This window comes from Sphingomonas sp. Leaf32 (genome assembly GCF_001421765.1).
Lineage (GTDB): Bacteria > Pseudomonadota > Alphaproteobacteria > Sphingomonadales > Sphingomonadaceae > Sphingomonas.
Map to the genome: position 1 here is coordinate 164,367 of NZ_LMLA01000012.1, position 23,363 is coordinate 187,729.

General features: G+C 66.2%; 23 protein-coding genes. 10 read left to right on the forward strand and 13 right to left on the reverse strand.

Annotated features, from left to right (window positions below; all coding sequences use genetic code 11):
- Positions 1 to 11: 11 nt before the first annotated feature.
- The gene (gene dnaE, locus ASE83_RS16575) at positions 12 to 3,599 is read right to left on the reverse strand and encodes a DNA polymerase III subunit alpha (RefSeq protein ID WP_055792928.1); all 3,588 of its coding nucleotides are present in this window, start codon (positions 3,597 to 3,599) and stop codon (positions 12 to 14) included.
- 94 nt (positions 3,600 to 3,693) lie between these two features.
- Between dnaE and ASE83_RS16580 the strand changes: the two genes are divergently transcribed.
- Entirely contained in the window at positions 3,694 to 4,236 is a 543-nt protein-coding gene (locus ASE83_RS16580) for an HdeD family acid-resistance protein (RefSeq protein WP_055792931.1), read from the forward strand.
- Between the two features lie 77 nt (positions 4,237 to 4,313).
- Here ASE83_RS16580 and ASE83_RS16585 read toward each other — a convergent pair whose 3' ends face one another.
- From ASE83_RS16585 to ASE83_RS16595, 3 genes are read right to left on the reverse strand one after another with little or no spacing between them, the layout of a single operon-like run.
- Entirely contained in the window at positions 4,314 to 4,793 is a 480-nt protein-coding gene (locus tag ASE83_RS16585) for a glutathione peroxidase (protein ID WP_055792934.1), read from the reverse strand.
- The gene (locus ASE83_RS16590) at positions 4,790 to 5,464 is read right to left on the reverse strand and encodes an ABC transporter ATP-binding protein (protein ID WP_055792937.1); all 675 of its coding nucleotides are present in this window, start codon (positions 5,462 to 5,464) and stop codon (positions 4,790 to 4,792) included. Before ASE83_RS16590 ends, ASE83_RS16585 begins: the two co-directional genes overlap by 4 nt.
- Positions 5,457 to 6,707 (reverse strand): lipoprotein-releasing ABC transporter permease subunit, encoded by a 1,251-nt coding sequence (locus tag ASE83_RS16595; RefSeq protein WP_055792940.1) that lies wholly within the window; start codon positions 6,705 to 6,707, stop codon positions 5,457 to 5,459. Before ASE83_RS16595 ends, ASE83_RS16590 begins: the two co-directional genes overlap by 8 nt.
- A 636-nt stretch (positions 6,708 to 7,343) precedes the next feature.
- Between ASE83_RS16595 and ASE83_RS16600 the strand changes: the two genes are divergently transcribed.
- Entirely contained in the window at positions 7,344 to 7,820 is a 477-nt protein-coding gene (locus ASE83_RS16600) for an Hsp20 family protein (protein ID WP_055793066.1), read from the forward strand.
- Positions 7,821 to 8,053: 233 nt separating this feature from the next.
- Here the strand turns inward: ASE83_RS16600 and ASE83_RS16605 are convergent, their stop codons facing one another.
- Positions 8,054 to 9,703, reverse strand: a complete 1,650-nt coding sequence (locus ASE83_RS16605) for a CTP synthase (protein WP_055792943.1) — start codon at positions 9,701 to 9,703, stop codon at positions 8,054 to 8,056.
- 96 nt (positions 9,704 to 9,799) lie between these two features.
- The gene (gene secG, locus ASE83_RS16610; RefSeq protein WP_055792946.1) at positions 9,800 to 10,147 is read right to left on the reverse strand and encodes a preprotein translocase subunit SecG; all 348 of its coding nucleotides are present in this window, start codon (positions 10,145 to 10,147) and stop codon (positions 9,800 to 9,802) included.
- Between the two features lie 225 nt (positions 10,148 to 10,372).
- On the opposite strand from secG, the gene ASE83_RS16615 reads away from it, so the two are divergent.
- The 8 genes from ASE83_RS16615 (at position 10,373) to eda (ending at position 18,491) form a co-directional block, all read left to right on the forward strand.
- Positions 10,373 to 10,699 carry a MarR family transcriptional regulator gene (locus ASE83_RS16615; RefSeq protein ID WP_055761039.1) on the forward strand — a complete coding sequence of 109 codons (327 nt, stop codon included), beginning with the start codon at positions 10,373 to 10,375 and terminating at the stop codon, positions 10,697 to 10,699.
- Complete coding sequence (locus ASE83_RS16620; RefSeq protein ID WP_055792951.1) at positions 10,629 to 11,525, forward strand: C40 family peptidase; 897 nt, start codon at positions 10,629 to 10,631, stop codon at positions 11,523 to 11,525. The genes ASE83_RS16615 and ASE83_RS16620 overlap by 71 nt, the downstream gene beginning before the upstream one ends.
- Positions 11,522 to 12,451 (forward strand): N-acetyl-gamma-glutamyl-phosphate reductase, encoded by a 930-nt coding sequence (gene argC, locus ASE83_RS16625; RefSeq protein WP_055792954.1) that lies wholly within the window; start codon positions 11,522 to 11,524, stop codon positions 12,449 to 12,451. Before ASE83_RS16620 ends, argC begins: the two co-directional genes overlap by 4 nt.
- A 123-nt stretch (positions 12,452 to 12,574) precedes the next feature.
- Positions 12,575 to 14,035, forward strand: coding sequence for a glucose-6-phosphate dehydrogenase (zwf, locus tag ASE83_RS16630; RefSeq protein WP_055792957.1), 1,461 nt, complete (start codon positions 12,575 to 12,577; stop codon positions 14,033 to 14,035).
- A gap of 159 nt (positions 14,036 to 14,194) precedes the next feature.
- Positions 14,195 to 14,899, forward strand: a complete 705-nt coding sequence (gene pgl / locus ASE83_RS16635; RefSeq protein ID WP_055792960.1) for a 6-phosphogluconolactonase — start codon at positions 14,195 to 14,197, stop codon at positions 14,897 to 14,899.
- Positions 14,899 to 16,719: a phosphogluconate dehydratase gene (gene edd, locus ASE83_RS16640; protein WP_055792963.1), complete on the forward strand. Its 1,821-nt coding sequence runs from the start codon at positions 14,899 to 14,901 to the stop codon at positions 16,717 to 16,719. The genes pgl and edd overlap by 1 nt, the downstream gene beginning before the upstream one ends.
- Positions 16,720 to 16,917: 198 nt before the next feature.
- Entirely contained in the window at positions 16,918 to 17,886 is a 969-nt protein-coding gene (locus ASE83_RS16645; protein ID WP_055792966.1) for a glucokinase, read from the forward strand.
- On the forward strand, positions 17,883 to 18,491 hold the full coding sequence (gene eda, locus ASE83_RS16650) for a bifunctional 4-hydroxy-2-oxoglutarate aldolase/2-dehydro-3-deoxy-phosphogluconate aldolase (RefSeq protein ID WP_055792969.1): 609 nt from the start codon (positions 17,883 to 17,885) through the stop codon (positions 18,489 to 18,491). Before ASE83_RS16645 ends, eda begins: the two co-directional genes overlap by 4 nt.
- Before the next feature lie 143 nt (positions 18,492 to 18,634).
- On the opposite strand, the gene ASE83_RS16655 is transcribed toward eda, so the two are convergent.
- The 7 genes from ASE83_RS16655 to ASE83_RS16685 form a co-directional block, all read right to left on the reverse strand.
- Positions 18,635 to 18,928: a hypothetical protein gene (locus ASE83_RS16655; RefSeq protein ID WP_156353265.1), complete on the reverse strand. Its 294-nt coding sequence runs from the start codon at positions 18,926 to 18,928 to the stop codon at positions 18,635 to 18,637.
- A 64-nt stretch (positions 18,929 to 18,992) separates the two neighbouring features.
- The gene (mltG, locus tag ASE83_RS16660) at positions 18,993 to 19,961 is read right to left on the reverse strand and encodes an endolytic transglycosylase MltG (protein ID WP_055792976.1); all 969 of its coding nucleotides are present in this window, start codon (positions 19,959 to 19,961) and stop codon (positions 18,993 to 18,995) included.
- 4 nt (positions 19,962 to 19,965) lie between these two features.
- Complete coding sequence (fabF, locus tag ASE83_RS16665) at positions 19,966 to 21,222, reverse strand: beta-ketoacyl-ACP synthase II (RefSeq protein ID WP_055792977.1); 1,257 nt, start codon at positions 21,220 to 21,222, stop codon at positions 19,966 to 19,968.
- Between the two features lie 118 nt (positions 21,223 to 21,340).
- Positions 21,341 to 21,577 carry an acyl carrier protein gene (locus ASE83_RS16670; protein ID WP_055760552.1) on the reverse strand — a complete coding sequence of 79 codons (237 nt, stop codon included), beginning with the start codon at positions 21,575 to 21,577 and terminating at the stop codon, positions 21,341 to 21,343.
- 91 nt (positions 21,578 to 21,668) lie between these two features.
- Entirely contained in the window at positions 21,669 to 22,178 is a 510-nt protein-coding gene (locus tag ASE83_RS16675; protein ID WP_055792981.1) for a hypothetical protein, read from the reverse strand.
- On the reverse strand, positions 22,175 to 22,912 hold the full coding sequence (fabG, locus tag ASE83_RS16680) for a 3-oxoacyl-[acyl-carrier-protein] reductase (RefSeq protein WP_055792984.1): 738 nt from the start codon (positions 22,910 to 22,912) through the stop codon (positions 22,175 to 22,177). Before fabG ends, ASE83_RS16675 begins: the two co-directional genes overlap by 4 nt.
- Before the next feature lies 1 nt (position 22,913).
- Entirely contained in the window at positions 22,914 to 23,339 is a 426-nt protein-coding gene (locus tag ASE83_RS16685) for a GxxExxY protein (RefSeq protein WP_055792989.1), read from the reverse strand.
- Positions 23,340 to 23,363 lie beyond the last annotated feature (24 nt).

Sequence of the window (23,363 nt, forward strand, 5' to 3'; positions counted from 1 at the left end):
CGTGGTCGCCCCTATCCTACGGCGGCGAGCGGTGCCTTCACCGTATCGAACGCCGCGCTGGCGACACCTTGCAGCCTGCCGACCCGTTCGGCAAGCTCGCCATCGATCCGAAAATCGCGTCCCAGGCATACCCGTGCTTCGATTCCGTCGATTGCCGGCACCGAGATCCAGATTTCGCCGCGCGCGCCGCGCTCATGCTGCACCAGTCCGGCAAGAGCGGGATAGGCGGCCACATCCTCGATCGTCAGGTCCAGCCGCAGCCGCACGTCGCGGGCGATCACGTCGAACGGCCGGAGCGATTTCACGGTCGCTCGCGCACTCTCATCGCCGGCGCGCCGGTCGAGTTCGAGCGTGAACAGCCCGCAGCCACCGACCTTGCCCGCCGCCTCCAGATCGTTCGCCGGCCCTTCGTCGAAACAGGTCACCGGCACCTGCCCGGTCGCGTCGGACAGCGTCGCCATCATGTAGCGCTTGCCACGCGCCGAGGTGCGCCACCGCGCATCCTCGACCAACGCCGCCACTGTCGCCCCGACACGTCCGCCCTCCGGCACGGGCGTATCGGCCAGATCGGCGATCTTGCGGGCACCATGCGCGCTGGCGAGATGGGCATAGCGGTCGAGCGGATGGGCCGAGAAATAGAATCCGAACGCGTCCTTCTCCGCCGCGATCGCCTCGGTCAGCGACCAGTGGACATCAGGTACGCGCATCGCCGTTTCGACCGCGCCGCTCGCCTCGCCGAACAAGCCACCCTGCCCGCTCGACCGGTTCGCCTCGGTCCGCTGCGCCGTCGCCATCAACGTGTCGGCCAGCGCATGGACGCCCGCGCGGTCGCCCTCGACGCATTCGAACGCGCCCGCCGCCGCCAGCGTCTCGATCTGGCGCTTGTTGAGGAGCTTGGGATCGACGCGCGACGCGAAATCGTCGAGCGACTGGTACGGCCCCTTGGCCGTCCGCTCCTCGACCATCAGTTCCATCGCGCGTTCGCCGACGCCCTTCAGCGCCGACAGCGCATAGCGGACGGCCAGAGCCTCACCGTCCACTTCGACCCCAAAGGTCGCATCGCTGGAATTGATGCACGGCGGCAGGCAGTCGATCCGCAACCGCTTCATATCGTCGACGAAGATCGCCAGCTTGTCGGTCTGGGCATAGTCGAACGCCATCGACGCCGCGAAGAATTCATGCGGGTGATGCGCCTTCAGCCACGCCGTCTGATACGCCAGCAGCGCATAGGCCGCCGCGTGGCTCTTGTTGAAGCCATAGCCGGCGAACTTGTCGATCAAGTCGAACAGCTCGTTGGCCTTCGCCTCCTTGATGCCGTTCACCTCGGCACAGCCCTTCACGAAGATCGAGCGCTGCGCGTCCATCTCCGCCTGCACCTTCTTGCCCATCGCGCGGCGCAGCATGTCCGCGCCGCCCAGCGAATAGCCGGCCAGAATCTGCGCGGCCTGCATCACCTGTTCCTGATAGACGAAGATGCCGTAGGTCTCGTTCAGGATCGGTTCGAGCAGGTCGTGGGGATAGATGATCTCCTCCCGCCCGGCCTTGCGCGCGCCGAACGACGGGATGTTGTCCATCGGCCCCGGCCGGTACAGCGACACGAGCGCGATGATGTCGCCGAAATTGGTCGGCCGCACCGCCGTCAGCGTCCTCCGCATCCCTTCGGATTCGAGCTGGAACACGCCGACCGTATCGCCGCGCTTGAGGAGTTCGTAGGTCGCCGGATCGTCCCACAGCAGCGCATCGAGATCGACCACGATCCCGCGCCGCGCGAGCAGTTCGACCGCGAACTTCAGCACCGAAAGGGTTTTCAGGCCGAGAAAGTCGAACTTCACCAGCCCCGCGCCCTCGACATATTTCATGTCGAACTGGGTGACGGGCATGTCGGAGCGCGGATCGCGGTACAGCGGCACCAGTTCGCTAAGCGGCCGGTCGCCGATCACCACGCCCGCCGCGTGGGTCGAGCTGTGCCGGGGCAATCCCTCCAGCTTCATGGCGAGGTCGAGCAAGCGGCGCACATCCGCCTCGCGCTCATATTGCTGGTGCAGTTCGGACACGCCGTTGATCGCGCGGTCGAGCGTCCACGGATCGGTCGGATGGTTCGGCACCAGTTTGGCGAGGCGGTCGACCTGCCCATAGCTCATCTGCAACACGCGCCCGGTGTCCTTGAGCACCGCGCGCGCCTTCAGCTTACCGAAGGTGATGATCTGCGCCACCTGATCGCGGCCGTACTTCTGCTGGACGTAGCGGATGACCTCGCCACGCCGCGTTTCGCAGAAATCGATGTCGAAGTCGGGCATCGACACGCGTTCGGGATTGAGGAAGCGTTCGAACAGCAAGCCCAGCTTGATCGGGTCGAGATCGGTGATGGTCAGCGCCCATGCGACCGCCGAACCCGCACCCGAACCACGGCCCGGCCCGACCGGGATGTCGTGATCCTTCGCCCATTTGATGAAGTCGGCGACGATCAGGAAGTACCCTGGAAACCCCATCTGGCAGATGACGTCGAGTTCGAAGTCGAGCCGCTTGAAATAGTCGGGGAAGCGGCTTTCCAGCTCGGCCTCGGACAGTTCCGGAATGACCCCGGTATCGGCCGGCGTCGGCACGTCCTCCCACGGGGCCGGGGCCTCCACCGCCACTTCGGCCTGCACCATGCCCGCTTCCAGCGCGACGATCTTGCGCAGGCGGTCGACCAGCCCGGCACGCGAATCGACGCGCAGCTTCAGCGCCTCGCCCTCGCGGTCGCCGGCCAGGCTGGGCAGGATCGGCTTGCGCTTCGGCGCCGCCACCGCGCAACGCTGCGCCACGACCAGCGTATTGGCCAGCGCCTCGGGCAGGTCCGCGAACATCTCCTGCATCACCTTGGCCGGCTTGAGCCAAGCCTCGGGCGACGAACGCTGGCGATCCTCGCTCGCGACATAGCTCGACGATGCGATGCACAGCATGGCGTCATGCGCGTCGTGGAAATCCGCCTCGGCAAAGCAACACGGATTGGTCGCCACCAGCGGCAGGTCGCGGGCATAGGCGAGGTCGAGCAGATGCGGTTCCGCCCGCTGCTCCACCGCCTCGCCGCGCCGCGCCAGTTCGATGTAAAGCCGGTCGCCGAACAGCGCCTGCAGCCGATCGGCATAGGCTAGCGCTTCGTCGTAGCGCCCGGCGGCGAACAGCCGCGCAATTGCCCCGTCGCCCGCACCGGTCAGCGCGACCAGTCCCTCGCTGCGTCCTATCAGCGCATCGATCGGCACATGCGCGGGGATTTCGACCGGACGGTCGAGATGCGCCATCGATACCAGCGCGCAGATATTGTCATACCCGCGCGCGTCCTGTGCATAGAGCGGCAGCCAGTCGATCTCCGGCTCGTGGCCCTCGACCCCGCCCGGCCGCGCGACCGCCAGCAGCGTGCCGACCACCGGCTGCACGCCCTGATCCTTGCACCCGTCCGAAAACGCCATCGCGGCGTACAGCCCGTTGCGATCGGACAGGCCGGCGGCGGGAAAGCCCAGTTTGCGCGCGGCCTTCGCGATCGCCTTCGGATCGATCGCACCCTCCAGCATGGTGAAGGACGAGAAGATACGAAGCGGTACGAACCCGGAATGCGCCATGGGTCTGACGTAACCATCCTGCCATGATTCGACCAGTGCGCCCAGGCGGAACCACGACGAATCGCACCCGTTCCGGTGGAAACAGGAGGCTTCGATGACCGATTTCACCCGCAACGCCCGTACCACCGGCCCCGGATGGGGCTGGACACTTGCCTATGGCATTGTGTCGGTGCTGATCGGCATCCTCGCCTTCGCCGCGCCGTTCCCGGCGACGCTGGCGGCGACGATGATCGTCGGTTTCTTCTTTCTGGCAGGCGGGGCGGCCTCGCTGGTCGCTGCTTTTCGCAGCGGCAACGGGCGGGGCTATGCGCTGTTGTTCGGGCTGCTGTCCGTGGTCGCCGGCGGCTATATGGTGCTGGTGCCGGTCGGCGGCGCGCTGTCGCTCACGTTGCTGATGATCGTCTGGCTCGGCGCGCGCGGCATCATGGAACTGTTCATCGGCTTCCGCTTCAAGCGGTTGCGGGTGCCGATGTTGCTGCTTGGGGCGCTTAACATCGTGCTGGCGATCCTGCTCTACACCACCGTGCCGTGGTCGGCGCTGACTTTGCCGGGCTATATTCTCGGTGCCAGCTTCCTGTTCGGCGGGATCGTCGCGATCATGGGGGCGCTGTCCGACCGGCGGGAACAGTCGGTTTAGGGAACACACCAACCGACATATCCGTCACCCCGGACTTGAGCCGGGGTGACATGGGGAGTTGTGCTGGAGTCAGAAGCCTACGCCAACGCCGCCAGAACCGCGCCTTCCAGTTCCTCCGGCTTGGTCGTGGGTGCGAACCGCGTCACGCTCGCGTCGCGCCCGACCAGAAACTTGGTGAAGTTCCACTTCACCGCCTCGCTCCCCAACACCCCCGGTGCCGCCTTCTTCAGCGCGCGAAACAGCGGCGCGGCGTCCGGACCGTTCACATCGACCTTGGCGAAGACCGGAAAGCTGACGTCGTAGGTCAGCGAGCAGAATTGCGCGATTTCCGTCGCATCGCCCGGCTCCTGCCCGCTGAACTGGTTGCACGGGAAGCCCAGTACCGCAAAGCCCAGCGGGCCGAACTTGCGATGCAGCGCCTCCAGTCCGGCATATTGCGGCGTGAACCCGCATTTCGACGCGACGTTGACCACGAGCAACACCTGACCGCGATAGTCCGCCAGCGTCGCCTCGGCGCCATCGGCGGTGCGGACGGGCAGGTCGTACAGGTCGCTCACCGCAACACCCCGTCGTGGAGCCGCACCACCCGGTCCATCCGGGCGGCCAGCCGTTCATTGTGCGTCGCGACCAGCGCCGACGACCCCTGCCCGCGCACCAGCCGCAGGAATTCGGCGAACACCACGTCCGCCGTCGCCTCGTCCAGATTGCCGGTCGGCTCGTCGGCCAGCACCAGCGCCGGCCGGTTCGACAGCGCGCGCGCCACCGCGACCCGCTGCTGCTCGCCGCCCGACAACTGGCTGGGGCGATGGTGCAGCCGCTGCGACAGGCCCAACGCGCTCAGCAGCTCGGTCGCCCGCGCATCCGCTTCCGCCCGCCCGCGCCCCTGCACCAGCTGCGGCAGGACGACATTCTCGACCGCGTTGAAATCGGGCAGTAGGTGGTGGAACTGGTAGATGAAGCCCATCCGGTCGCGCCGCACTTCGGTCCGGCGATGCGCACCGGCCTTGGCGAGTTGTTCGCCGCACACCAGGATTTCGCCCTGAAACCCGCCTTCCAGCAGGCCGACCGCCTGCAACAGCGTCGACTTGCCCGATCCAGAGGGTCCCAGCAGCGCGACGATCTCGCCGGGCGCGACGGTCAGCTCGATCCCGCGCAGCACATCGATCGTCGCTTCCCCTTGCGTGAAGCTGCGCCGCAGGTTGCGGGTTTCCAGAACCGGCTCAGTCATAACGCAGCACCTGCACGGGATCGGTATTGGCCGCCTTGAACGCCGGATACAGCGTGGCGAGGAACGAGAAGAGCAGCGCGACCAGCGCGATGGTGACGATCTCGACCGGATCGACCTTCGACGGCAATTCGGTCAGGTAACGCATCGTCGGGTCCCAGATGTCGATGCCGGTCAGCGCGCCGATGCCGCCGACGATCTGCTGCCGGAACGCCAGGAACACGAACCCTAGGATCAGCCCCGCGCCGACGCCCAGCGCACCGATGGTCGTGCCGACCGTCATGAAGATGCGCAGCAATCCGCCGCGCGTCGCCCCCATCGTCCGCAGGATCGCGATGTCGCGCGTCTTGGCGCGAACCAGCATGATGAGCGACGACAGGATGTTGAACACCGCGATCAGGATCAGGATCGACAGCACGGTGAAGGTCACGATGCGGTCGACCGCCAGCGCCTGAAACAGTTCGCCGTTCAACTGTCGCCAGTCGACGATCTGCGCGCTGGCGACATATTTGCGGGCCAGCGGCGCGACGATCTGCTCCACCTTGTCCGGATCGGTCGTCTCCAGCTCGATGGAGCCGACCGTATCGCCGCTCAGCAACAGCGTCTGCGCATCCTCGATCGGCATGATGACGTACGCCTTGTCGAGATCGTAGACCCCGACCTCGATGATGGCGGCGATCCGATAGGGCACCTGACGGATCATCGTGCCGAACGGGGTGGTCGGTCCCTGCGGGCTGATGATCGTGATCTCGCTGCCGACCGTCACGCCCAGCGCCTGGGCCAGCCGGCTGCCGATCACGACATTGCCGCTGCCGGGCGTGATCGAGCGAAGCGATCCCAGCTTCACATTGTCGCGGATCGTCGGATTGTCGCGAATATCCTCAATCCGCATGCCCCGCATCAGGATGAACTCCGACCGGCCGTTATAGGTCGCGAACAACGGCTGTTCGATCAGCGGCGTGGCACTGGTCACGCCCGGCGTCCGCCGCGCTTCCGCTGCGATATTGCGCCAGTCGGGCAGCTGGTTGTTATATCCCTGGATCAACGCGTGGCCGTTTAGCCCGACGATCTTGTCGAACAGCTCGGCGCGGAACCCGTTCATGACGCTCATGACGATGACCAGCGCGGCGACGCCCAGCATAACCGCGACCAGGCTGATCGAGGCGACCAAAGCGATGAACGCCTCCCCCCGGCCGGGAAGGAGGTAGCGGCGGGCGATCATCCGCTCGTAACGCGATAACAGCATGGGGGCGGTCGATGTCCTGACACGGGGAACGCAAGTTGGCGCTGTAGGTAGGCGATGCCGCGTCCGCAATCCATGCTGTTGCCGAATCGACACATGGTTAGCAAAACCGTAGCAAACGTGTCGCTAGCCCGGTGACAGCGGGCGTGCGGCATCCTACGACGACCTCACGAAGCGCAGGCAACACAGGCCACGGTTCGGGGAGGCCAACCGGCTCCGCCCTGGAAGGGGGGAAGGGGCGTAGAAGCGGTGGCAACCAAGGGGGCTGACGAGCGATCGTCACGCAGGCGGCCGGGCTGGAAACAGTCCGGCCGTTTGCTGTTTCAGGGCCTATCGCGCGCACATCGCAACATCCGCAACATCCGCAACCTTCCGCTACCCTCCCCTCCTCCGCGATCGACGGTCGATACGCCCGCCGAAGCCAACTTCCGCGCGTGGCGCAACCTTCCCTGACCCGTTTTCCTCTCCCCGATCGGTCGCCACGACCCCTCATATCGCGCAACCTTCGCCAACCGCTTGAAACCGCCCGACATCGAACCATATCGGTTCGCGAACGATGCCTTCGGGGTCGCTCACGAACCGGCATCGCGCTTATGGATGCCGCTTTCGATCAATTCGCTTCGACGTGGAGGATTTGACATGCGTGCTTTCGATTTCACCCCGTACCGTCGTTCGACCATCGGTTTCGACCGGTTGTTCGACCTGCTGGAAAACAACACCCGCGCCCATACGGGTGAGAATTATCCGCCCTTCAACCTCGAACGCGTCGCCGAGGATCGCTACCGCATCACGCTGGCGGTCGCGGGCTTCAAGCGCGACGAGGTGGAGATCACCGCCCAGCAGAACCTGCTCGTGGTATCGGGCCGCAAGGCCGATCAGACCGATGCGCAGAAGAGCGCGGTCCTGCACCTCGGCATCGCCAACCGCAGCTTCGAACGCCGCTTCGAACTGGCCGATTTCATCGTCGTGGAAAGCGCCGACCTGGCCGATGGCCTGCTGACCATCGAACTGCGTCGCGAAGTGCCCGATGCGATGAAGCCGCGCCGCGTGGCGATCGGCGAGGCGACCGTGTCGCCGGTCATCGCCAACGATGCAGATCAGGCGCAGGCTGCGTAACCGCTACGGCGCGTTGATCCCTTTGCGTGCCATGGGCGGGCGCCCGAACCGATCCGGTTCGGGCGCCAGTTGCTGTTTTAGGTTTGACCCATGCCAGGCCGTTTGTCCTGAGTAGCCACTGAGCCTGTCGAAGGGGCGTATCGAAGGACCGCAACCAGTGCTTCGATACGGGTCTTCGACAAGCTCAGCCCCTACTCAGCACGAACGGTCTGGTCGGTTCGGTAAGGTGAGCCTCAAACCAGCCGCGACTGCTTCACCGCCGCCGCGATGAAGCTGGCGAACAGCGGATGCGGGTCGAACGGCTTCGACTTCAGCTCCGGGTGGAACTGCACGCCGACGAACCACGGATGGTCGGGCCGCTCGACGATCTCCGGCAGCATCCCGTCGGGCGACATACCCGAAAACACCAGACCGCCCGATTCGAGCATCTCGCGATAGGCGGTGTTCACTTCATAGCGATGGCGATGCCGCTCGCTGATCGTCGTCCCGCCATAGATCGATGCCACGACCGAATTTCCGGCCAGCGCCGCTTCATAGGCGCCCAGCCGCATCGTGCCGCCCAGATCACCGTCCGATTCGCGCTTCTGGATGCCTTCGGGCGACATCCATTCGGTAATCATGCCGACCACCGGCTGCTCGGTCGGGCCAAACTCGGTCGACGAGGCATCGGCGACGCCGCCGGTCGATCGCGCACCTTCGATGCAGGCCATCTGCATCCCGAAGCAGATGCCGAAATACGGCACCTTGCGCTCCCGCGCGAAGCGGACGCTGGCGATCTTGCCCTCCGCGCCCCGCTCGCCGAACGCGCCGGGCACCAGGATCGCGTGACACGGCTCCAGTTCGGCGGCGACCATGTCGTGCTCGCCCTCGAACAGTTCGGCGTCGATCCAGCGGATCTTGACCTTCACCCGATTGGCGATGCCGCCATGGACCAGCGCTTCGTTCAGCGACTTGTACGCATCCTGCAGCCCGACATATTTGCCGACCACGCCGATCGTCACTTCGCCTTCCGGGTTCTGCAGGCGATCCATGATGTCGCTCCAGCGCGACAGGTCGGGATTGCCCTCCGGCTCAATGCCGAACGCGCGCAGCACTTCGGCGTCCAGCCCCTCCGCATGATATTGCTCGGGCACCGCATAGATGCTGGGCGCGTCGAGCGCAGGAATCACCGCCCCGGCCGGCACATTGCAGAACAGCGCGATCTTGGCGCGCTCGCTGGCGGGCAGCGGATGTTCGCAGCGGCAGACCAGCACGTCGGGCTGCACGCCCAGCGCCGCCAGTTCGCGCACCGAATGCTGCGTCGGCTTGGTCTTCAGCTCGCCGGCCGCCGCGATGTACGGCACCAGCGTGACGTGGATGCTGATCGAGCGGCCACGGCCCAGCTCGTTCTTCAACTGGCGGATCGCTTCGATGAACGGCAGCGATTCGATGTCGCCGACCGTGCCGCCGATCTCGCACAGCACGAAGTCGAGGTCCTCGCCGTCGTCATCGACGGTATCGGCCTGCGCGAACGCCTTGATCGCGTCGGTGACATGGGGAACGACCTGCACCGTCGCGCCCAGATAATCGCCGCGCCGTTCGCGCTGGATGATCGTCTGGTAGATGCGGCCCGAGGTGACGTTGTCCGACTGATGCGCCGCCACGCCGGTGAAGCGTTCGTAATGGCCGAGGTCGAGGTCGGTTTCGGCCCCGTCGTCGGTCACATAGACTTCGCCATGCTGATAGGGCGACATCGTGCCCGGATCGACATTAAGATAGGGATCAAACTTGCGGATGCGGACCTTGTAGCCGCGTGCCTGCAAGAGTGCTGCGAGCGAGGCTGCCATGAGCCCCTTGCCGAGCGACGAAACCACGCCGCCGGTGATGAAGATATACCGCGCCATGGGAGATATCGCCTAGCGTCGAACGCCATCGCCGCCAAGCACAGGATTGCTCCTGTGCCCGCGAAATACGACGGACCGGTTGATGGAAAGGGGTGCTTAGCGCGCCAGCGGGACCGCGCCGTTGTCGGCGCCCACGGGATTGGCGGCCGGATTTGCCGGAGCGGTGGCTGCCGGCGGCGGGGTCATCGGCCGGGCAAGCGAGGTATCGATCGAACTGCCGCCCCGATTCGCGGCGATGACCGCCAGCGCGACGCTCATCGCGATGAACAGCCCCGCCAGGATCGCCGTCGCCCGCGTCAGGAAATCAGCCGCACCGCGTGCCGACATCAGGCCCGACGGGCTACCCCCGGTGGTCAGCCCGCCGCCTTCCGACTTCTGCATGAGGATCACCGTCACGAGCAGCGCGGCGATGATCGCATGAACGACGAGCAGGAAGGTGAACATGGCCGGGGAACATTTCCGAAAGAAAGGAGTGCAGGTGTCGAAGGGCGCCACATAGGCGACGCAGCGCCCGCGATCAATGGAGCGCCAACGGTCCGTCCGTAACATTATCGTATCGACCGGGAAACCAAGCGCGCGACTGCGACGTTCATCTTTCGACCCTGCCCTACGGCCTTGTTCTGACGTTAGGTTCCCGCGATGTTCCCCACGATCCCACTCAAGAAATGGATGGACGGCCTGGTCGATTATGTTCGCTCGGGCGAGCCTGACCTGACCAATCGCCAGATGGCGCTGATGATGATCGTCTATCTGCAACCAGGACCCCATACGGTCCGCGGCCTTGCCCGTGCGCTGAACGTATCGAAGCCCGTCGTAACGCGCGCCTTGAACAGATTGGGCACGCTCGGCTATCTCCGCCGCCAACGCGACGATGCCGACAAGCGGAACATCTTCGTTGCACAGACCAGCGAAGGGGCAAATTTTCTTGCAGAGTTCGGGCAGTTCATGGGCGGCGACGGCGTCGGCGACTATCACCGGCGACACGCCAGCGCGTAACCGCTTCGCGCTGCGGTCGCGGTCGGTCGCGATCGACCCGCGCACCGATGCGGTGCGACGCGACCTTGCCGACATCCGACTGGCCGACCGCGTCTTCGCGCCCCATTATGCCGTTCCGACGCGCCGAATGGTCGGCGTGGTAACGGCGATCACCGACGTTCCGGAGGGCGTGACCCGTTCGCAGATACTGCCGGGCGAACCGTTCGACGTGCTCGAATTCACCTCGACCCATGGCTGGGGCCGGTCGCCGATCGACGGCACCGTCGGCTTCGTGTCGCGCAGCAGCCTGATCGAAGAATATGCCCCGACGCATATCGTCTTGGCACGACAGGCCGTAGTTCACGCCGATCCTTCGACGACGCGCCCCCTGCCCCTGTCCTTGCCGATGGGCAGCCGAGTCGTCGCGGCATCGGCCAACGACGAATGGCGGGAGGTCGATGGCGGCTATGTCGCTGCATCCGCCCTGCACCCGCTGTCGGATGGCGCGGGCGATGCGGTCGACCACGCCCTGCGGCTGCGCGACGTGCCCTTTGCCACGGGTGGCCGCTCGGGGTCGGGCCTCGATCCCGCCGGGTTGATCTTTCTCGCCTGGTCGCTGGCCGGCTCCCCCCCGCCCCGCTTCCTCGACCTTCAGGCAAGCCACTTCGGCACCCCATTGGCAGAGGGCGACACGTTGAAGCGCGGCGACGTGATCTTCTTCGCCGATCACGTCGCCATGCTGGTCGACGGCGATACCGCCATCCATGTCGACGACGTCGTACGCTGCGTGTCCCTGGCCGCGCTCGACCGGTTCGGCCCCATTCGCGCCCGGAGGCGCCCCGCATGACCGTTCGCGTCTTTATCGACGGTGCCGCCGGCACCACCGGCCTCGAAATCGCCGATCGGCTGGGCGACCGGCCGGAGGTCGACTTCATCACGCTCGACGAAGCGCGCCGCAAGGATGCGTCGGCGCGGCGTGAGGCGTTGAACGACGCCGATTTCGTGATCCTGTGCCTGCCCGACGACGCCGCCCGCGAAGCCGTCGCGATGATCGCCAACGACCGCACGCGGGTGATCGACGCATCGACCGCATACCGCGTCGCCGATGGCTGGACCTATGGCATGGCCGAACTGGAGCCGTCGCAGCCCGGCGCGATCGCCACCGCGATGCGCGTGTCCAATCCCGGCTGCTACCCGACCGGCTTCCTGGCGCTCGTCCGCCCGCTGGTCCGCGCCGGGCTGGTCCCGCACGACTGGCCGGTCAGCGTCAACGCCGTGTCGGGCTATTCGGGCGGCGGGAAGGCGATGATTGCCGCGTTCGAGAATGGCGAGACCGATACCGCCTGGCTCGGCTACGGCCTGTCGCTCGCGCACAAGCATGTGCCAGAGATGCAGCGCCACGCCCGCCTCGCCCATCCGCCGCTGTTCCAGCCGTCGGTCGCGCGCACCTATCGCGGCATGGTGGTCGAAGTGCCGCTGCCGCTGTTCGCCTTTCACCGCCGCCCCAGTCTCTCGGCGATCGAGCAGGCGTTGCAGGAGGCGTATCGCGAATCGCCGGTGGTCCGCGTCCTGCCGGGCGATGAGAGCGCCATCCCGATCGAGGCCGATGCCGGCACCGACCGGCTGACGCTGCGCGTGTTCGGCAACATGGATACCGGACAGGCGCGCCTCGTCGCGACGCTCGACAATCTGGGCAAGGGGGCGTCGGGCGCTGCGGTGCAGAATTTCAACCTGATGGCTGGTTTCGACCAGACCGCCGGCCTGACGCTGTAAAGCCGAACGCAATTTCGTAACGATCCGGGCGATCTTTGCGTACCGCATACCTATGCCGCCTTCGCGTTCGCGAAATAGGCTGCTAGAGGCGCGCTCGATCACGGTTAGAGAGCAGGAGTTGGCATGACGAGGGACCCGGTAGCGAAGCTGCTGTTGTTCGGCGCGACGGGGGACCTGTCGCAACGGATGCTGCTTCCCTCGCTGTACGGCCTGCACGCCGACGGCCTGTTGCCCGATGGCCTAACCATCACCGGCACCGCGCGGCACGAACATGACGATGCGGGCTTTCGCGACTTTGCGAAACACGCACTCGACCAGTTCCTGTCCGAAGACCGCAAGGACGAGGCGGCGATCGACGGCTTCCTCGCGCGCCTGCAATATCAGCCGCTCGACGCGTCGAATGTCGACGGGTTCGCCGCGCTGGCCGAAAAGCTGGGCGATATTTCCGGCGGCCTCGCCATTTTCCTGTCGACCGCGCCATGGCTGTTCGGCCCGACGATCACTGGCCTGAAGAGCGCCGGCCTTGCCGGACCCAGGGTCCGCATCAGCCTGGAAAAGCCGCTCGGCAAGGATCTGAAGTCCAGCCAGGAAATCAACGATCTGGTCGCCGCCGCCTTTCCGGAGGACCGGACCTACCGGATCGACCATTATCTGGGTAAGGAAACCGTACAGAACATCCTCGCGCTCCGCTTCGGCAATGCGATGTTCGAGCCGGTGTGGAACGCGCGCGGCATCGACAACGTCCAGATCACCATCTCGGAAACCGTCGGTCTCGAAGGGCGCGCGGGCTATTATGACGAGGTCGGCGCGCTGCGCGACATGGTGCAGAACCACGTCCTGCAACTGGTCGCGCTGATCGCGATGGAGCCGCCCGCTCGTTTCGACGGCACGTCGATCCGCGATGAGAAGGTCAAGGTCCTGCGCTCGCTGCGCCTGATCGGGTCGGAGGAGGTCAACACCCACACCGTCACCGGTCAGTATGACGCCGGCGCGGTGAAGGGCGAGATCGTCCGCGGCTATGACGAGGAGCTGGGCAAGGATTCGAACACCGAAACCTTCGTCGCGGTAAAGGCGCATGTCGACAACTGGCGCTGGCAGGGGGTCCCCTTCTACCTGCGCACCGGCAAGCGGATGACCGACCGCCATTCGGAAATCTCGATCCAGTTCAAGCCGGTGCCGCACTCGATCTTCGCCGATCGCGGCGGGCAGTTGCAGCCGAACACGCTGGTCATCCGCCTGCAGCCGGAGGAATATGTCCGCCTGCTGGTGATGGCCAAGGAGCCCGGCCTCGACCGCGACGGCGTGCGCCTGCGCGAAGTGCCGCTCGACCTGTCGCTGACCACCGCCTTTGCCGGCACCCGCCGTCGCATCGCCTATGAACGCCTCCTGCTCGACCTGATCGAGGGCGACCCGACGCTGTTCGTCCGCCGCGACGAGGTTGAGGCGCAGTGGACGTGGATCGACGCGATCCGCGAAGGCTGGAAGGCCAACGGGACGAAGCCCAAAGGCTATGCCTCGGGAAGCTGGGGACCGAATGCCAGCGTCGCGCTGACCGAACGCGACGGGGTGACGTGGAACGAGTGAGGGACCAAATGACGGTCCTCTCCGTTCGTGCTGAGTAGGGACTGAGCGAAGCCGAAGGCCCGTATCGAAGCACCGCCAGAGGCGCGCCCTTCGATACGCCGTTTCGACAGGCTCAACGGCTACTCAGTGCGAACGGTATCGTGTAATTCTGGAGTGAACATGACCGAGATCGAATGGTGGGAATATGACGAGTCCACCGAATTTGCCGAAGCCCTGGCCGGCGACATCCAGTTCATCATCGAATCGGCGATCGACGCGCGCGGCGCGGCGGTGATCGCGCTGGCGGGCGGACGCACCCCCGCCCCGATCTATGACAAGCTGGTCAAGGCCAAGCTCGACTGGAAACGGGTGACGATCGTCCCGACCGACGACCGCATCGTGCCGATGGGCGACGCGCTGTCGAACGTGACCGGCCTCGCCAAGATCTTCCTGCCCAAGGGCGCGCGCGTGATTCCGCTGACCGCCGAAAAGGCCCCGGATTACAAGGCCGCCGGTCGCGCGGCGGACGCGCGGTTGCAGGACCTGCACTGGCCGCTCGACCTGTGCCTGCTGGGCATGGGCGCCGATGGCCATACCGCATCGATCTTCCCCGGTCCCGACCTGACCGAAGCATTGACCGGGCCGAAGGAACGCCGCGCGCTGGGCGTGATGCCCGACCCGCTGCCGCCCGAGGCACCGGTGGCCCGCGTAACCTTGAGCCATGCCGCGATCGCCTCGGCGCGCGCGCTGATGATCGCCATCACCGGCGATGAAAAGAAATCGGTGCTTGAACGCGCGATCGATCAGGGCGCATCGTCCGCCTATCCGATCGGCCGCGTGCTGGCCGAAGTCGAGCTTCCCGTCGATATTCATTGGAGCCGCTAATGGCCCTCAACGCCACGATCGCCGCCGTCACCGACCGCATCATCGAAGCGTCGCGCGAAAGGCGTGCCGCCTATCTCGCGCTGATCGACCGCGAGCGCGAGAGCGGCGTCGACCGGCCGATGCTCGGCTGCGCGAACCTCGCGCACGCCTATGCCGGCACCGATGAGGATCGCGACGCGATGCGTCCGGCCAACCGGATGAACATCGGCATCGTCACCGCCTATAACGACATGCTGTCGGCCCACGCGCCTTATTACCGCTATCCCGAACAGATGAAGGTCTGGGCGCGCGAGGCGGGCGTGACGGCGCAGGTCGCGGGCGGCGTGCCGGCGATGTGCGACGGCGTGACGCAGGGCTTTCCGGGCATGGAACTGTCGCTGTTCAGCCGCGACACCATCGCGCTGTCGACGGCGGTGGCGCTGAGCCACGGCACGTTCGAAGGCGCGGCGCTGCTCGGCATCTGCGACAAGATCGTGCCCGGCCTGCTGATGGGCGCGCTGCGCTTCGGCCACCTGCCGATGGTGCTGATCCCCGGTGGCCCGATGCGATCGGGCATCCCCAACAAGCAGAAGGCGGCGGTCCGCGAAGCCTATGCGGAAGGGAAAGTCGGGCGCGAGGAACTGCTCGACGCCGAAATCGCCGCCTATCATGGCAAGGGCACCTGCACCTTCTACGGCACCGCCAATTCGAACCAGATGATGGTCGAGGCGATGGGCCTGCACGTCCCCGACGCGGCCTTCGCCAATCCGGGGACCAAGCGTCGTCAGGAACTGACCCGATACGCGGTCCACCGCCTCGCCGAAATCGGCTGGGACGGCGACGATTATCGTCCGATCGGGCGGGTGGTCGATGAAAAGGCGATCGTGAACGCGGCCATCGTGCTGCTCGCGACCGGCGGGTCGACCAACCATCTGATCCACCTGCCCGCCATCGCGCGGTGCGCCGGGATCATCATCGACTGGGAAGATTTCAACCGGTTGAGCGAGGCCGTGCCACTGCTGACCCGCGTCTATCCCAACGGATCGGCGGACGTGAACGGGTTCGAGGATGCCGGCGGTCCGTCGTTCGTCATCCGCGAACTGCTGCGCGGCGGACTGCTGCACGGCGACGTGCTGACCATCGCGAAAGACGGCATGGCCGCCTATGGTCGCCAGTCGACCATCGAGGACGACAAGCTGGTGTGGAAGGACCATGGTCCCATCAGCGGCGACGACACCATCGTCCGCACCATCGACGCGCCGTTCGCGGTCGAGGGCGGCTTCCGCATCCTGCAGGGCAATATCGGCCGGGCGTGTATCAAGGTGTCGGCGGTCGATCCCGATCGCTGGGTCATCGAGGCGCCGTGCCGCGTGTTCAGCGACCAGGCATCGGTGCAGGCGGCGTTCAAGGCCGGCGAACTCGACCGCGACGTCGTCGTCGTCGTCCGCCACCAGGGTCCGCGCGCCAACGGGATGCCCGAGTTGCACAAGCTGACCCCGCCGCTGGGCGTTCTCCAGAATCGCGGCTTCCGCGTCGCGCTGATCACCGACGGGCGCATGTCGGGTGCGTCGGGCAAGGTGCCGGCCGCGATCCACCTGTCGCCCGAGGCGCTGGGCGGCGGTCCGATCGGCAAGCTGCGCGACGACGACGTCATCCGCCTCGACGCCAACGCCAACACGCTGGAGGCGCTGGTCCCGGCGGACGAGTGGGCGGCACGCGAACATGCCCCCGCCCCGGCGGCAGCCGATGGCACCGGTCGCGAAATCTTCGCGATGATGCGCCAGGGTGCGAGCGAAGCCGAGGCCGGTGCTTCGGCGATGCTGGCCGCAGCGGGGTTGTAAACAACACGCTCCGTTCGTCCTGAGTAGCCCCTTCGACTGCCTGCCTGCGGCAGTCGCTCAGGGCAGGCATTAAGCGAAGTCGAAATGGCTTATCGAAGGACCGCCCCGACCGGCAAAAGTCCTTCGATACGCGCCTTCGACAAGCTCAGTCGCTACTCAGGACGAACGGCAGTACAGATTGGCAACGGAGAGAAGTGCATGGAAGTCGTTGCGGTAGATATTGGCGGCACCCACGCCCGCTTCGCGATCGCCGAGGTCGAGGATGGCCGTGTCGTCCATCTGGGCGAACCGATCACGCAAAAGGTCGCCGAACATGGCAGCCTGCAACTCGCCTGGCGGGCGTTCCAACGCGATCTCGGCCGCCCCCTGCCGACCGCCGCCAGCCTTGCGGTCGCCTCGCCGGTCAATGACACGCTCATCAAGTTCACCAACAATCCGTGGATCATCCGGCCCCCGCTGATGCAGGAGCGGCTGGGCGTCGATACCTGGACGATCATCAACGATTTCGGTGCGGTCGGCCATGCCGTCGCACAGGTCGGCGAGGAGGATTTCATCCATCTCTGCGGCCCCGAAGGCCCGCTGCCCGACAAGGGCGTCACGACCATCTGCGGTCCCGGCACCGGCCTTGGCGTCGCGCAGCTGCTGCGCACCCCCGAGCGCTATCACGTGCTGGAAACCGAGGGTGGCCATCAGGATTTCGCCCCGCTCGACGGGATCGAGGATGCGCTGCTGCGGCGGCTGCGCCGTGCCCATGGTCGCGGGTCGAACGAACGCGCCTGTGCCGGTCCGTCGATCGTCGCGTGGTACGAAACCCTTGCCGAGATCGAGGGCGTGTCGGTGCCGCATAGCGACGACAAGACGATCTGGACCGCCGCGCTGGAGGGCACCGACAGCATCGCCGTCGCCGCGCTCGACCGTTTCTGCCTGACCCTGGGCGCGGTCGCCGGCGACCTCGCGCTGGCCCAAGGGGCGAAGGCCGTGGTCATTGCCGGGGGCCTCGGCCTGCGGTTGAAGGACCATCTGCTCGAATCGGGCTTCGGCACGCGCTTCACCGCCAAGGGCCGCTTTCAGCAGTTGATGGCGGGCATTTCCGTCAAACTCATCACCCATCCCCAGCCCGGCCTGTTCGGGGCCGCCGCCGCATTCGCGCAGGAGCACGCACGATGACCGTCACCATCGCAGAGATCATGCAGACCAGCCCGGTCATCCCGGTCCTGGTCGTCCACGACGCCGCGCAGGCGCGGCCGATGGCGGAGGCGCTGGTCAAGGGCGGCCTGCGCGTGCTCGAAGTCACGCTGCGCACGCCCGCCGCGCTGGAAGCGATCGCGGAGATGAAGAAGGTCGACGGCGCGATCGTCGGCGCCGGCACCGTCGTCAGCCCCGACCAGTTCCGTCAGGCGATGGACGCCGGCAGCGAATTCATCGTCTCGCCGGGCCTTACCGAAACCATCGCCCGCCCGATCATCGACAGCCGCGTGCCGTTCCTGCCGGGCATCGCCAATGCCGGCGACATCATGCGCGGCCTCGATCTGGGCCTGACCCACTTCAAGTTTTTCCCGGCCGAGGCGTCGGGCGGACTGAAGGCGCTAAAAGCGCTTGCCGCGCCCTTCTATCAGGCGAAGTTCTGCCCGACCGGCGGCATCACCGAAGCGAGCGCGCCGGAATGGCTGGCGTTTGACCCGGTCCTGTGCGTCGGCGGCAGCTGGATCGTGGGCGCAACCCACGCCGAAACCGAAACCCGCGCGCACGCGGCTTCGGGGCTGCGGGGCTGACCGGTTCCTCCCCGGCACGGGGAGGGGGACCGCCCGCACCAGCGGGTGGTGGAGGGGGGTGTCCGCATACGGAACCGCTACGTGCGCGGCACTCCCCCTCCACCATGCTGCGCATGGTCCCCCTCCCCGTGACGGGGAGGATTTCAGCGGATCGTGCGCGCTTCCGCCATAGTCGCCCAGCCGAGCGCGGTGCCGCCGCGCAGATACACGACAAGTCGCTCGCCCCTGGACGGTTCGCGCATACCGCCGCAGGGCGGGCGGAGATAGGATAGCGCCAGCGTCGAGCCTTTGCGCCGCTTCCCCCGCGGATCACCCACGATGCGTAGGCGGGCAACATACGGATCGTTGCGCAGGCTGACGAGCGCGACGACATCCACCAGCAGCACCTCCTGCGTTCCCGCCGGACGCGCGGTTAGGGGAGAGGTGCGCAGGATCATGGAACAGGCCGCGGCTGGCGGCGCAACGGTGACCAGCGCGGCGACAAGCAGCGCCCGCCGCACCTTACATCTCACCCCGCGCGCGGCGGATCTCGTACCATTTTTTCACATTGGCGTTGTGCTCGGCCAACGTCTCGGCGAACACATGCCCGCCGGTGCCGTCCGCGACGAAATACAGCGCCTTCGTCTCCGCCGGATCGAGCACCGCGTCGATCGACGCCTTGCCCGGATTGGCGATCGGCCCGACCGGCAGCCCGGCAGAGGCGTAGGTGTTGTACCCGTTCTTCGCCTGCAGTTCCGACTTGCGGATACGACGACCGAGCGGCTTTCCCTTGGTAATCGGATAGATCACGGTCGGATCAGCCTGTAGCCGCATTCCGGTACGCAGGCGGTTCGAATAGACCGCAGCGACCATCCGCCGTTCCGATGCCTTGCCGGTTTCCTTCTCGACGATCGAAGCCAGAATGATCGCCTCGCGCGGCGACTTCACGACGGTAGTCGGCTTGCGCTTCTGCCACGCGGCGGCAAGGTAGCGGTCCATCGCCCCCTGCATCCGCTTGACCAGCGCCTGCCGGTCGCCATCGCGTTCGTAACTGTAGCTGTCGGGTAGGATGCTGCCCTCGGCCGGCAGTAGTGCCGTCCCTTCCATCTGCGGCGCTTTGGCGACCGCTTCCTGCACCAGCACCGAGGGCCAGCCCTCCGGCACCATCACGAAGCGTTGCAGCGTGCGGCCACCCTGCAACAGCTTCAGGACATCCGCCTGGCTCAAACCCTTGGGAATGCGATATTCCCCCGCGCGGATCGGATCGTCGCTGCCGAGGAACCGCGCGAGCAGGCGGAAGCGACCAGCGGACCGGATCGCGCCGGCCTCTTCCAGTTGCTCGGCCGCCGAGGCGAGGCTCGCCCCCTGCGGCACCGTTACCGTCAGCGTGCGTTCCGCCGGACCGGCCCCGCCCCAGCTCTGCATCACCAGGAACAGTCCGCCGATGGCGAACAGCCCGAGGATCAGCCCAAGGCATCCGATCCGGCGCATCGCGTCAGATCGCCTTCATCACCAGCGAAGCGTTGGTGCCGCCAAAGCCGAACGAATTGTTCAGCACCGCGCGCACCTGCCGCTTCTTGGCGACATGCGGCACGAGGTCGACGCCTTCGGTGCCCTCGTCGGGATCGTCGAGGTTCAGCGTCGGCGGCACGATCTGGTCACGCAGCGCGAGGATGCAGAAAATGCTTTCCACCGCGCCGGCTCCGCCCAGCAGGTGGCCGATCGCCGACTTGGTGCTCGACATCGACGCACCCGACAGGTCGTCGCCGAACACGCGCTTGGCGGCAGCGAGTTCGATCGTGTCGGCCATGGTCGAGGTGCCATGGGCATTGATGTAGTCGATGTCCGACGGCTCCATCCCCGCCTTGCGCAGCGCCATGCGCATCGAGATTTCCGCGCCCTTGCCCTCGGGATGCGGGGCGGTGACGTGATAGGCGTCGCCCGACAGGCCGTAGCCGACGACCTCGGCATAGATTTTCGCGCCGCGCGCCTTGGCGTGCTCATATTCCTCGAGCACGATGACGCCCGCGCCCTCGCCCATCACGAAGCCGTCACGGCCCTTGTCATACGGGCGGCTGGCCTCGGTCGGGCGATCGTTCATGCTCATGTTGAGCGCGCGTGCCTGGGCGAAGCCGGCGACGCCCAGCGGGTTGACCGTGCTTTCGGCACCGCCCGCCAGCATGATGTCGGCATCGTCGTCGCGGATCATCCGCGCGGCGTCGCCGATCGAATGGGCGCCGGTCGAACAGGCGGTGACGACCGAATGGTTCGGACCCATCAACCCGTACTTGATCGAGACCTGACCGGAGATGAGGTTGATGAGGCGACCATGGACGAAGTGCGGGCTGACGCGTCCCGGGCCACGTTCGTGCAGATTGACCGACTCGATCTCTATGCCGGGCAGACCACCGATCCCCGACCCGATCGAGACACCGGCGCGCAGCTTCGTCGCCTCGTCCATCTCGGTCAGGCCGGCATCTTCCAGCGCCTGTCCGGCGGCGTCGATGCCGTAGATGATGAACGGATCGACCTGCCGCTGGACCTTGTGATCGACCCGCTTGTTCGGATCGAAGCCATATTCATGGTCGGCCGGCTTTACCTCGCAGGCGATCTGGCACTTCTGGTTCGACGCATCGAAATGCGTGATCGGTCCCGCCCCGGACTTGCCGGCGATCAGGTTCTTCCAGGCGGTTTCCACCTCGGCACCCAGCGGGGTCACGAGGCCGAGGCCGGTCACGACTACGCGGCGCATGGCATTACTCTCCGTTCAGATACTTAACGAACGACCCCCCGCCCATGGCTGAACGCCGGGACGGGGGGCCGTGAATCCTGTGGCCAGGCGGCGGGACGGCGGGGCCGTCCCCGCCGGATCAGCCCTTGTGCTCGTCGATATAGGTGATCGCGTCCTTGACGGTCGTGATCTTTTCGGCGGCATCGTCAGGGATCTCGACGCCGAATTCTTCCTCGAACGCCATGACCAGCTCGACGATGTCGAGGCTGTCCGCGCCCAGATCGTCGATGAAGCTCGCGTCTTCGGTAACCTTTTCCGCTTCGACGCCGAGATGCTCGACGACGATCTTCTTAACGCGTTCGGCGGTCTCGCTCATATTCATTCCCTCTTCACATGTCGGGGTGTTTATTACCTGAATGCCCCTAAAGCGCGTCCGGCCCGTGCGCAAGAGCGCCGGTGCGGACGCATCAGCCCCTGGCGGCGAACAGCCGGGCCAGCGTGGCGGCGTTGAACGCGTACCCGCCCATCAGCCGCTGGATACGGGTATCCGCCTTCTTCGCGCCGGCAAGGTTCATCATGCCGTCCATGAAGGCATCGACCTCCGCCGTCTGCTTGCGCGCCAGAAAGGCGTTCAGCACGGCAGGCGGCGTCTGGCTGAGGCGGCGGTTGACCGCGACCGGATCGACGCCCTTGGCCGAAAGGCCCGACGCCAGCGCCTCGACGGCGATGCTGGTGACAACGATGTCGCCCGCACGCGCATCCGCCTTGCCGGTGCCGGGCTGGCAGGTCGCGGCGTGGCGGCGGGCCGCCTTCACCAGCGCATCGGTCGCCGGCGTCGGCTTCTTGCCATCCAGCACGCCGACGATCATGCCCTGCTGCATCTTCGCCAGATCGCCCTTGGGCAGCTTCGCCACCGTGCATTTGACGACATTGGCATCGCCCGCGGCCAGCATCGCCGCCATCAGCATCACGCTCATATCATCGCCATCCCGCCGTTCACATGGATCGTCTGGCCGGTCACGTACCCGGCCTCACGACTGGCGAGATAGGCGACCGCCGCCGCCACGTCATCGCCCGCGCCCAACGCCCCGACCGGAATCCTGCCCAGCAGGGCGGTTTTCTGTGCCTCGGGCAGCACGTCGGTCATCGCCGACGCCATGAATCCCGGTGCGACGCAGTTGACGGTGATGCCCCGGCTGGCGAGTTCGGCCGCCAGCGCCTTCGACATGCCGACCAGACCCGCCTTCGACGCGGCATAATTGGCCTGACCCGGATTGCCGGTCTGCCCGACGACCGAGGTGATCGACACGATCCGGCCGAAGCGCGCCTTCATCATCGGCTTGGCGGCGGCGCGGCACAGGCGGAACGCGGCTTCGAGGTTGACGCGAATCACCTGATCCCATTCGTCATCCTTCATCCGCATGGCGAGGTTGTCGCGGGTGACTCCGGCATTGTTGACGAGGATGTCGAGCTTGCCGAGCGCCGACACCGCCTGCGGCACCAGCGCATCGACCGCCGCCCCGTCCGACAGGTCGCAGACGAGCGTGACGTGATCGCCGCCCAACTCTGCGGCGAACGCCTCCAGCTTGGCCGCGTTGGAGCCGGACAGCGCCAGCCGCGCGCCCTGCGCGGCAAGTCCCCTGGCGATTGCGGAACCCAGGCCGCCGCTGGCGCCGGTCACGAGGGCGGTCATTCCCTTTAGGTCGAACATGTCATTCTCCGGAAGATTGGTTCACGCGGAGGCGCGGAGACGCGGAGGGGCGATAGTCGTTGACGATCCGGCGCAGCCCCTCCTTGAGCGTCTCGCCGCCAAAATTGATGAGCAGCCCTACGGGCTGTTTGGTCAGTCGCAAATAGGTCAGTAGCTGTTTGCCATGAACCGGTGCCAGTCGGTCGACTGATTTGATTTCGACAAGGAGGCGCCCGGCAACGAGCAAGTCGATCTTGAACGCCGCTCGGAAACACTGGCCGTCGAATACGACGTCGATCGGTTGCTGTCGCACGACCGAATATACCATCTGTTCGAGCCGCCCGGCCAATAGCATTTCATAGACGCTCTCCAGAAGCCTTGGACCTAGTTCTCGATGCAGTCGCAGCGCAACGTCGATGACGTCACCGGAGATTGCTTCCAGGTCCATACTTCCTCCGCGTCTCCGCGCCTC

What these genes read in the sequence shown, in the direction of transcription:
- ASE83_RS16670 (WP_055760552.1), bottom strand. Translation starts at nt 21,577, where the DNA reads ATGAGCGAGACCGCCGAACGCGTTAAGAAGATCGTCGTCGAGCATCTC.
- pgl (WP_055792960.1), top strand. Translation starts at nt 14,195, where the DNA reads ATGACCGAGATCGAATGGTGGGAATATGACGAGTCCACCGAATTTGCC.
- ASE83_RS16605 (WP_055792943.1), bottom strand. Translation starts at nt 9,703, where the DNA reads ATGGCGCGGTATATCTTCATCACCGGCGGCGTGGTTTCGTCGCTCGGC.
- ASE83_RS16655 (WP_156353265.1), bottom strand. Translation starts at nt 18,928, where the DNA reads ATGATCCTGCGCACCTCTCCCCTAACCGCGCGTCCGGCGGGAACGCAG.
- ASE83_RS16590 (WP_055792937.1), bottom strand. Translation starts at nt 5,464, where the DNA reads ATGACTGAGCCGGTTCTGGAAACCCGCAACCTGCGGCGCAGCTTCACG.
- ASE83_RS16685 (WP_055792989.1), bottom strand. Translation starts at nt 23,339, where the DNA reads ATGGACCTGGAAGCAATCTCCGGTGACGTCATCGACGTTGCGCTGCGA.
- secG (WP_055792946.1), bottom strand. Translation starts at nt 10,147, where the DNA reads ATGTTCACCTTCCTGCTCGTCGTTCATGCGATCATCGCCGCGCTGCTC.
- dnaE (WP_055792928.1), bottom strand. Translation starts at nt 3,599, where the DNA reads ATGGCGCATTCCGGGTTCGTACCGCTTCGTATCTTCTCGTCCTTCACC.
- fabG (WP_055792984.1), bottom strand. Translation starts at nt 22,912, where the DNA reads ATGTTCGACCTAAAGGGAATGACCGCCCTCGTGACCGGCGCCAGCGGC.
- eda (WP_055792969.1), top strand. Translation starts at nt 17,883, where the DNA reads ATGACCGTCACCATCGCAGAGATCATGCAGACCAGCCCGGTCATCCCG.
- ASE83_RS16645 (WP_055792966.1), top strand. Translation starts at nt 16,918, where the DNA reads ATGGAAGTCGTTGCGGTAGATATTGGCGGCACCCACGCCCGCTTCGCG.
- ASE83_RS16675 (WP_055792981.1), bottom strand. Translation starts at nt 22,178, where the DNA reads ATGAGCGTGATGCTGATGGCGGCGATGCTGGCCGCGGGCGATGCCAAT.
- ASE83_RS16600 (WP_055793066.1), top strand. Translation starts at nt 7,344, where the DNA reads ATGCGTGCTTTCGATTTCACCCCGTACCGTCGTTCGACCATCGGTTTC.
- argC (WP_055792954.1), top strand. Translation starts at nt 11,522, where the DNA reads ATGACCGTTCGCGTCTTTATCGACGGTGCCGCCGGCACCACCGGCCTC.
- ASE83_RS16580 (WP_055792931.1), top strand. Translation starts at nt 3,694, where the DNA reads ATGACCGATTTCACCCGCAACGCCCGTACCACCGGCCCCGGATGGGGC.
- ASE83_RS16615 (WP_055761039.1), top strand. Translation starts at nt 10,373, where the DNA reads ATGGACGGCCTGGTCGATTATGTTCGCTCGGGCGAGCCTGACCTGACC.
- ASE83_RS16595 (WP_055792940.1), bottom strand. Translation starts at nt 6,707, where the DNA reads ATGCTGTTATCGCGTTACGAGCGGATGATCGCCCGCCGCTACCTCCTT.
- mltG (WP_055792976.1), bottom strand. Translation starts at nt 19,961, where the DNA reads ATGCGCCGGATCGGATGCCTTGGGCTGATCCTCGGGCTGTTCGCCATC.
- fabF (WP_055792977.1), bottom strand. Translation starts at nt 21,222, where the DNA reads ATGCGCCGCGTAGTCGTGACCGGCCTCGGCCTCGTGACCCCGCTGGGT.
- zwf (WP_055792957.1), top strand. Translation starts at nt 12,575, where the DNA reads ATGACGAGGGACCCGGTAGCGAAGCTGCTGTTGTTCGGCGCGACGGGG.
- edd (WP_055792963.1), top strand. Translation starts at nt 14,899, where the DNA reads ATGGCCCTCAACGCCACGATCGCCGCCGTCACCGACCGCATCATCGAA.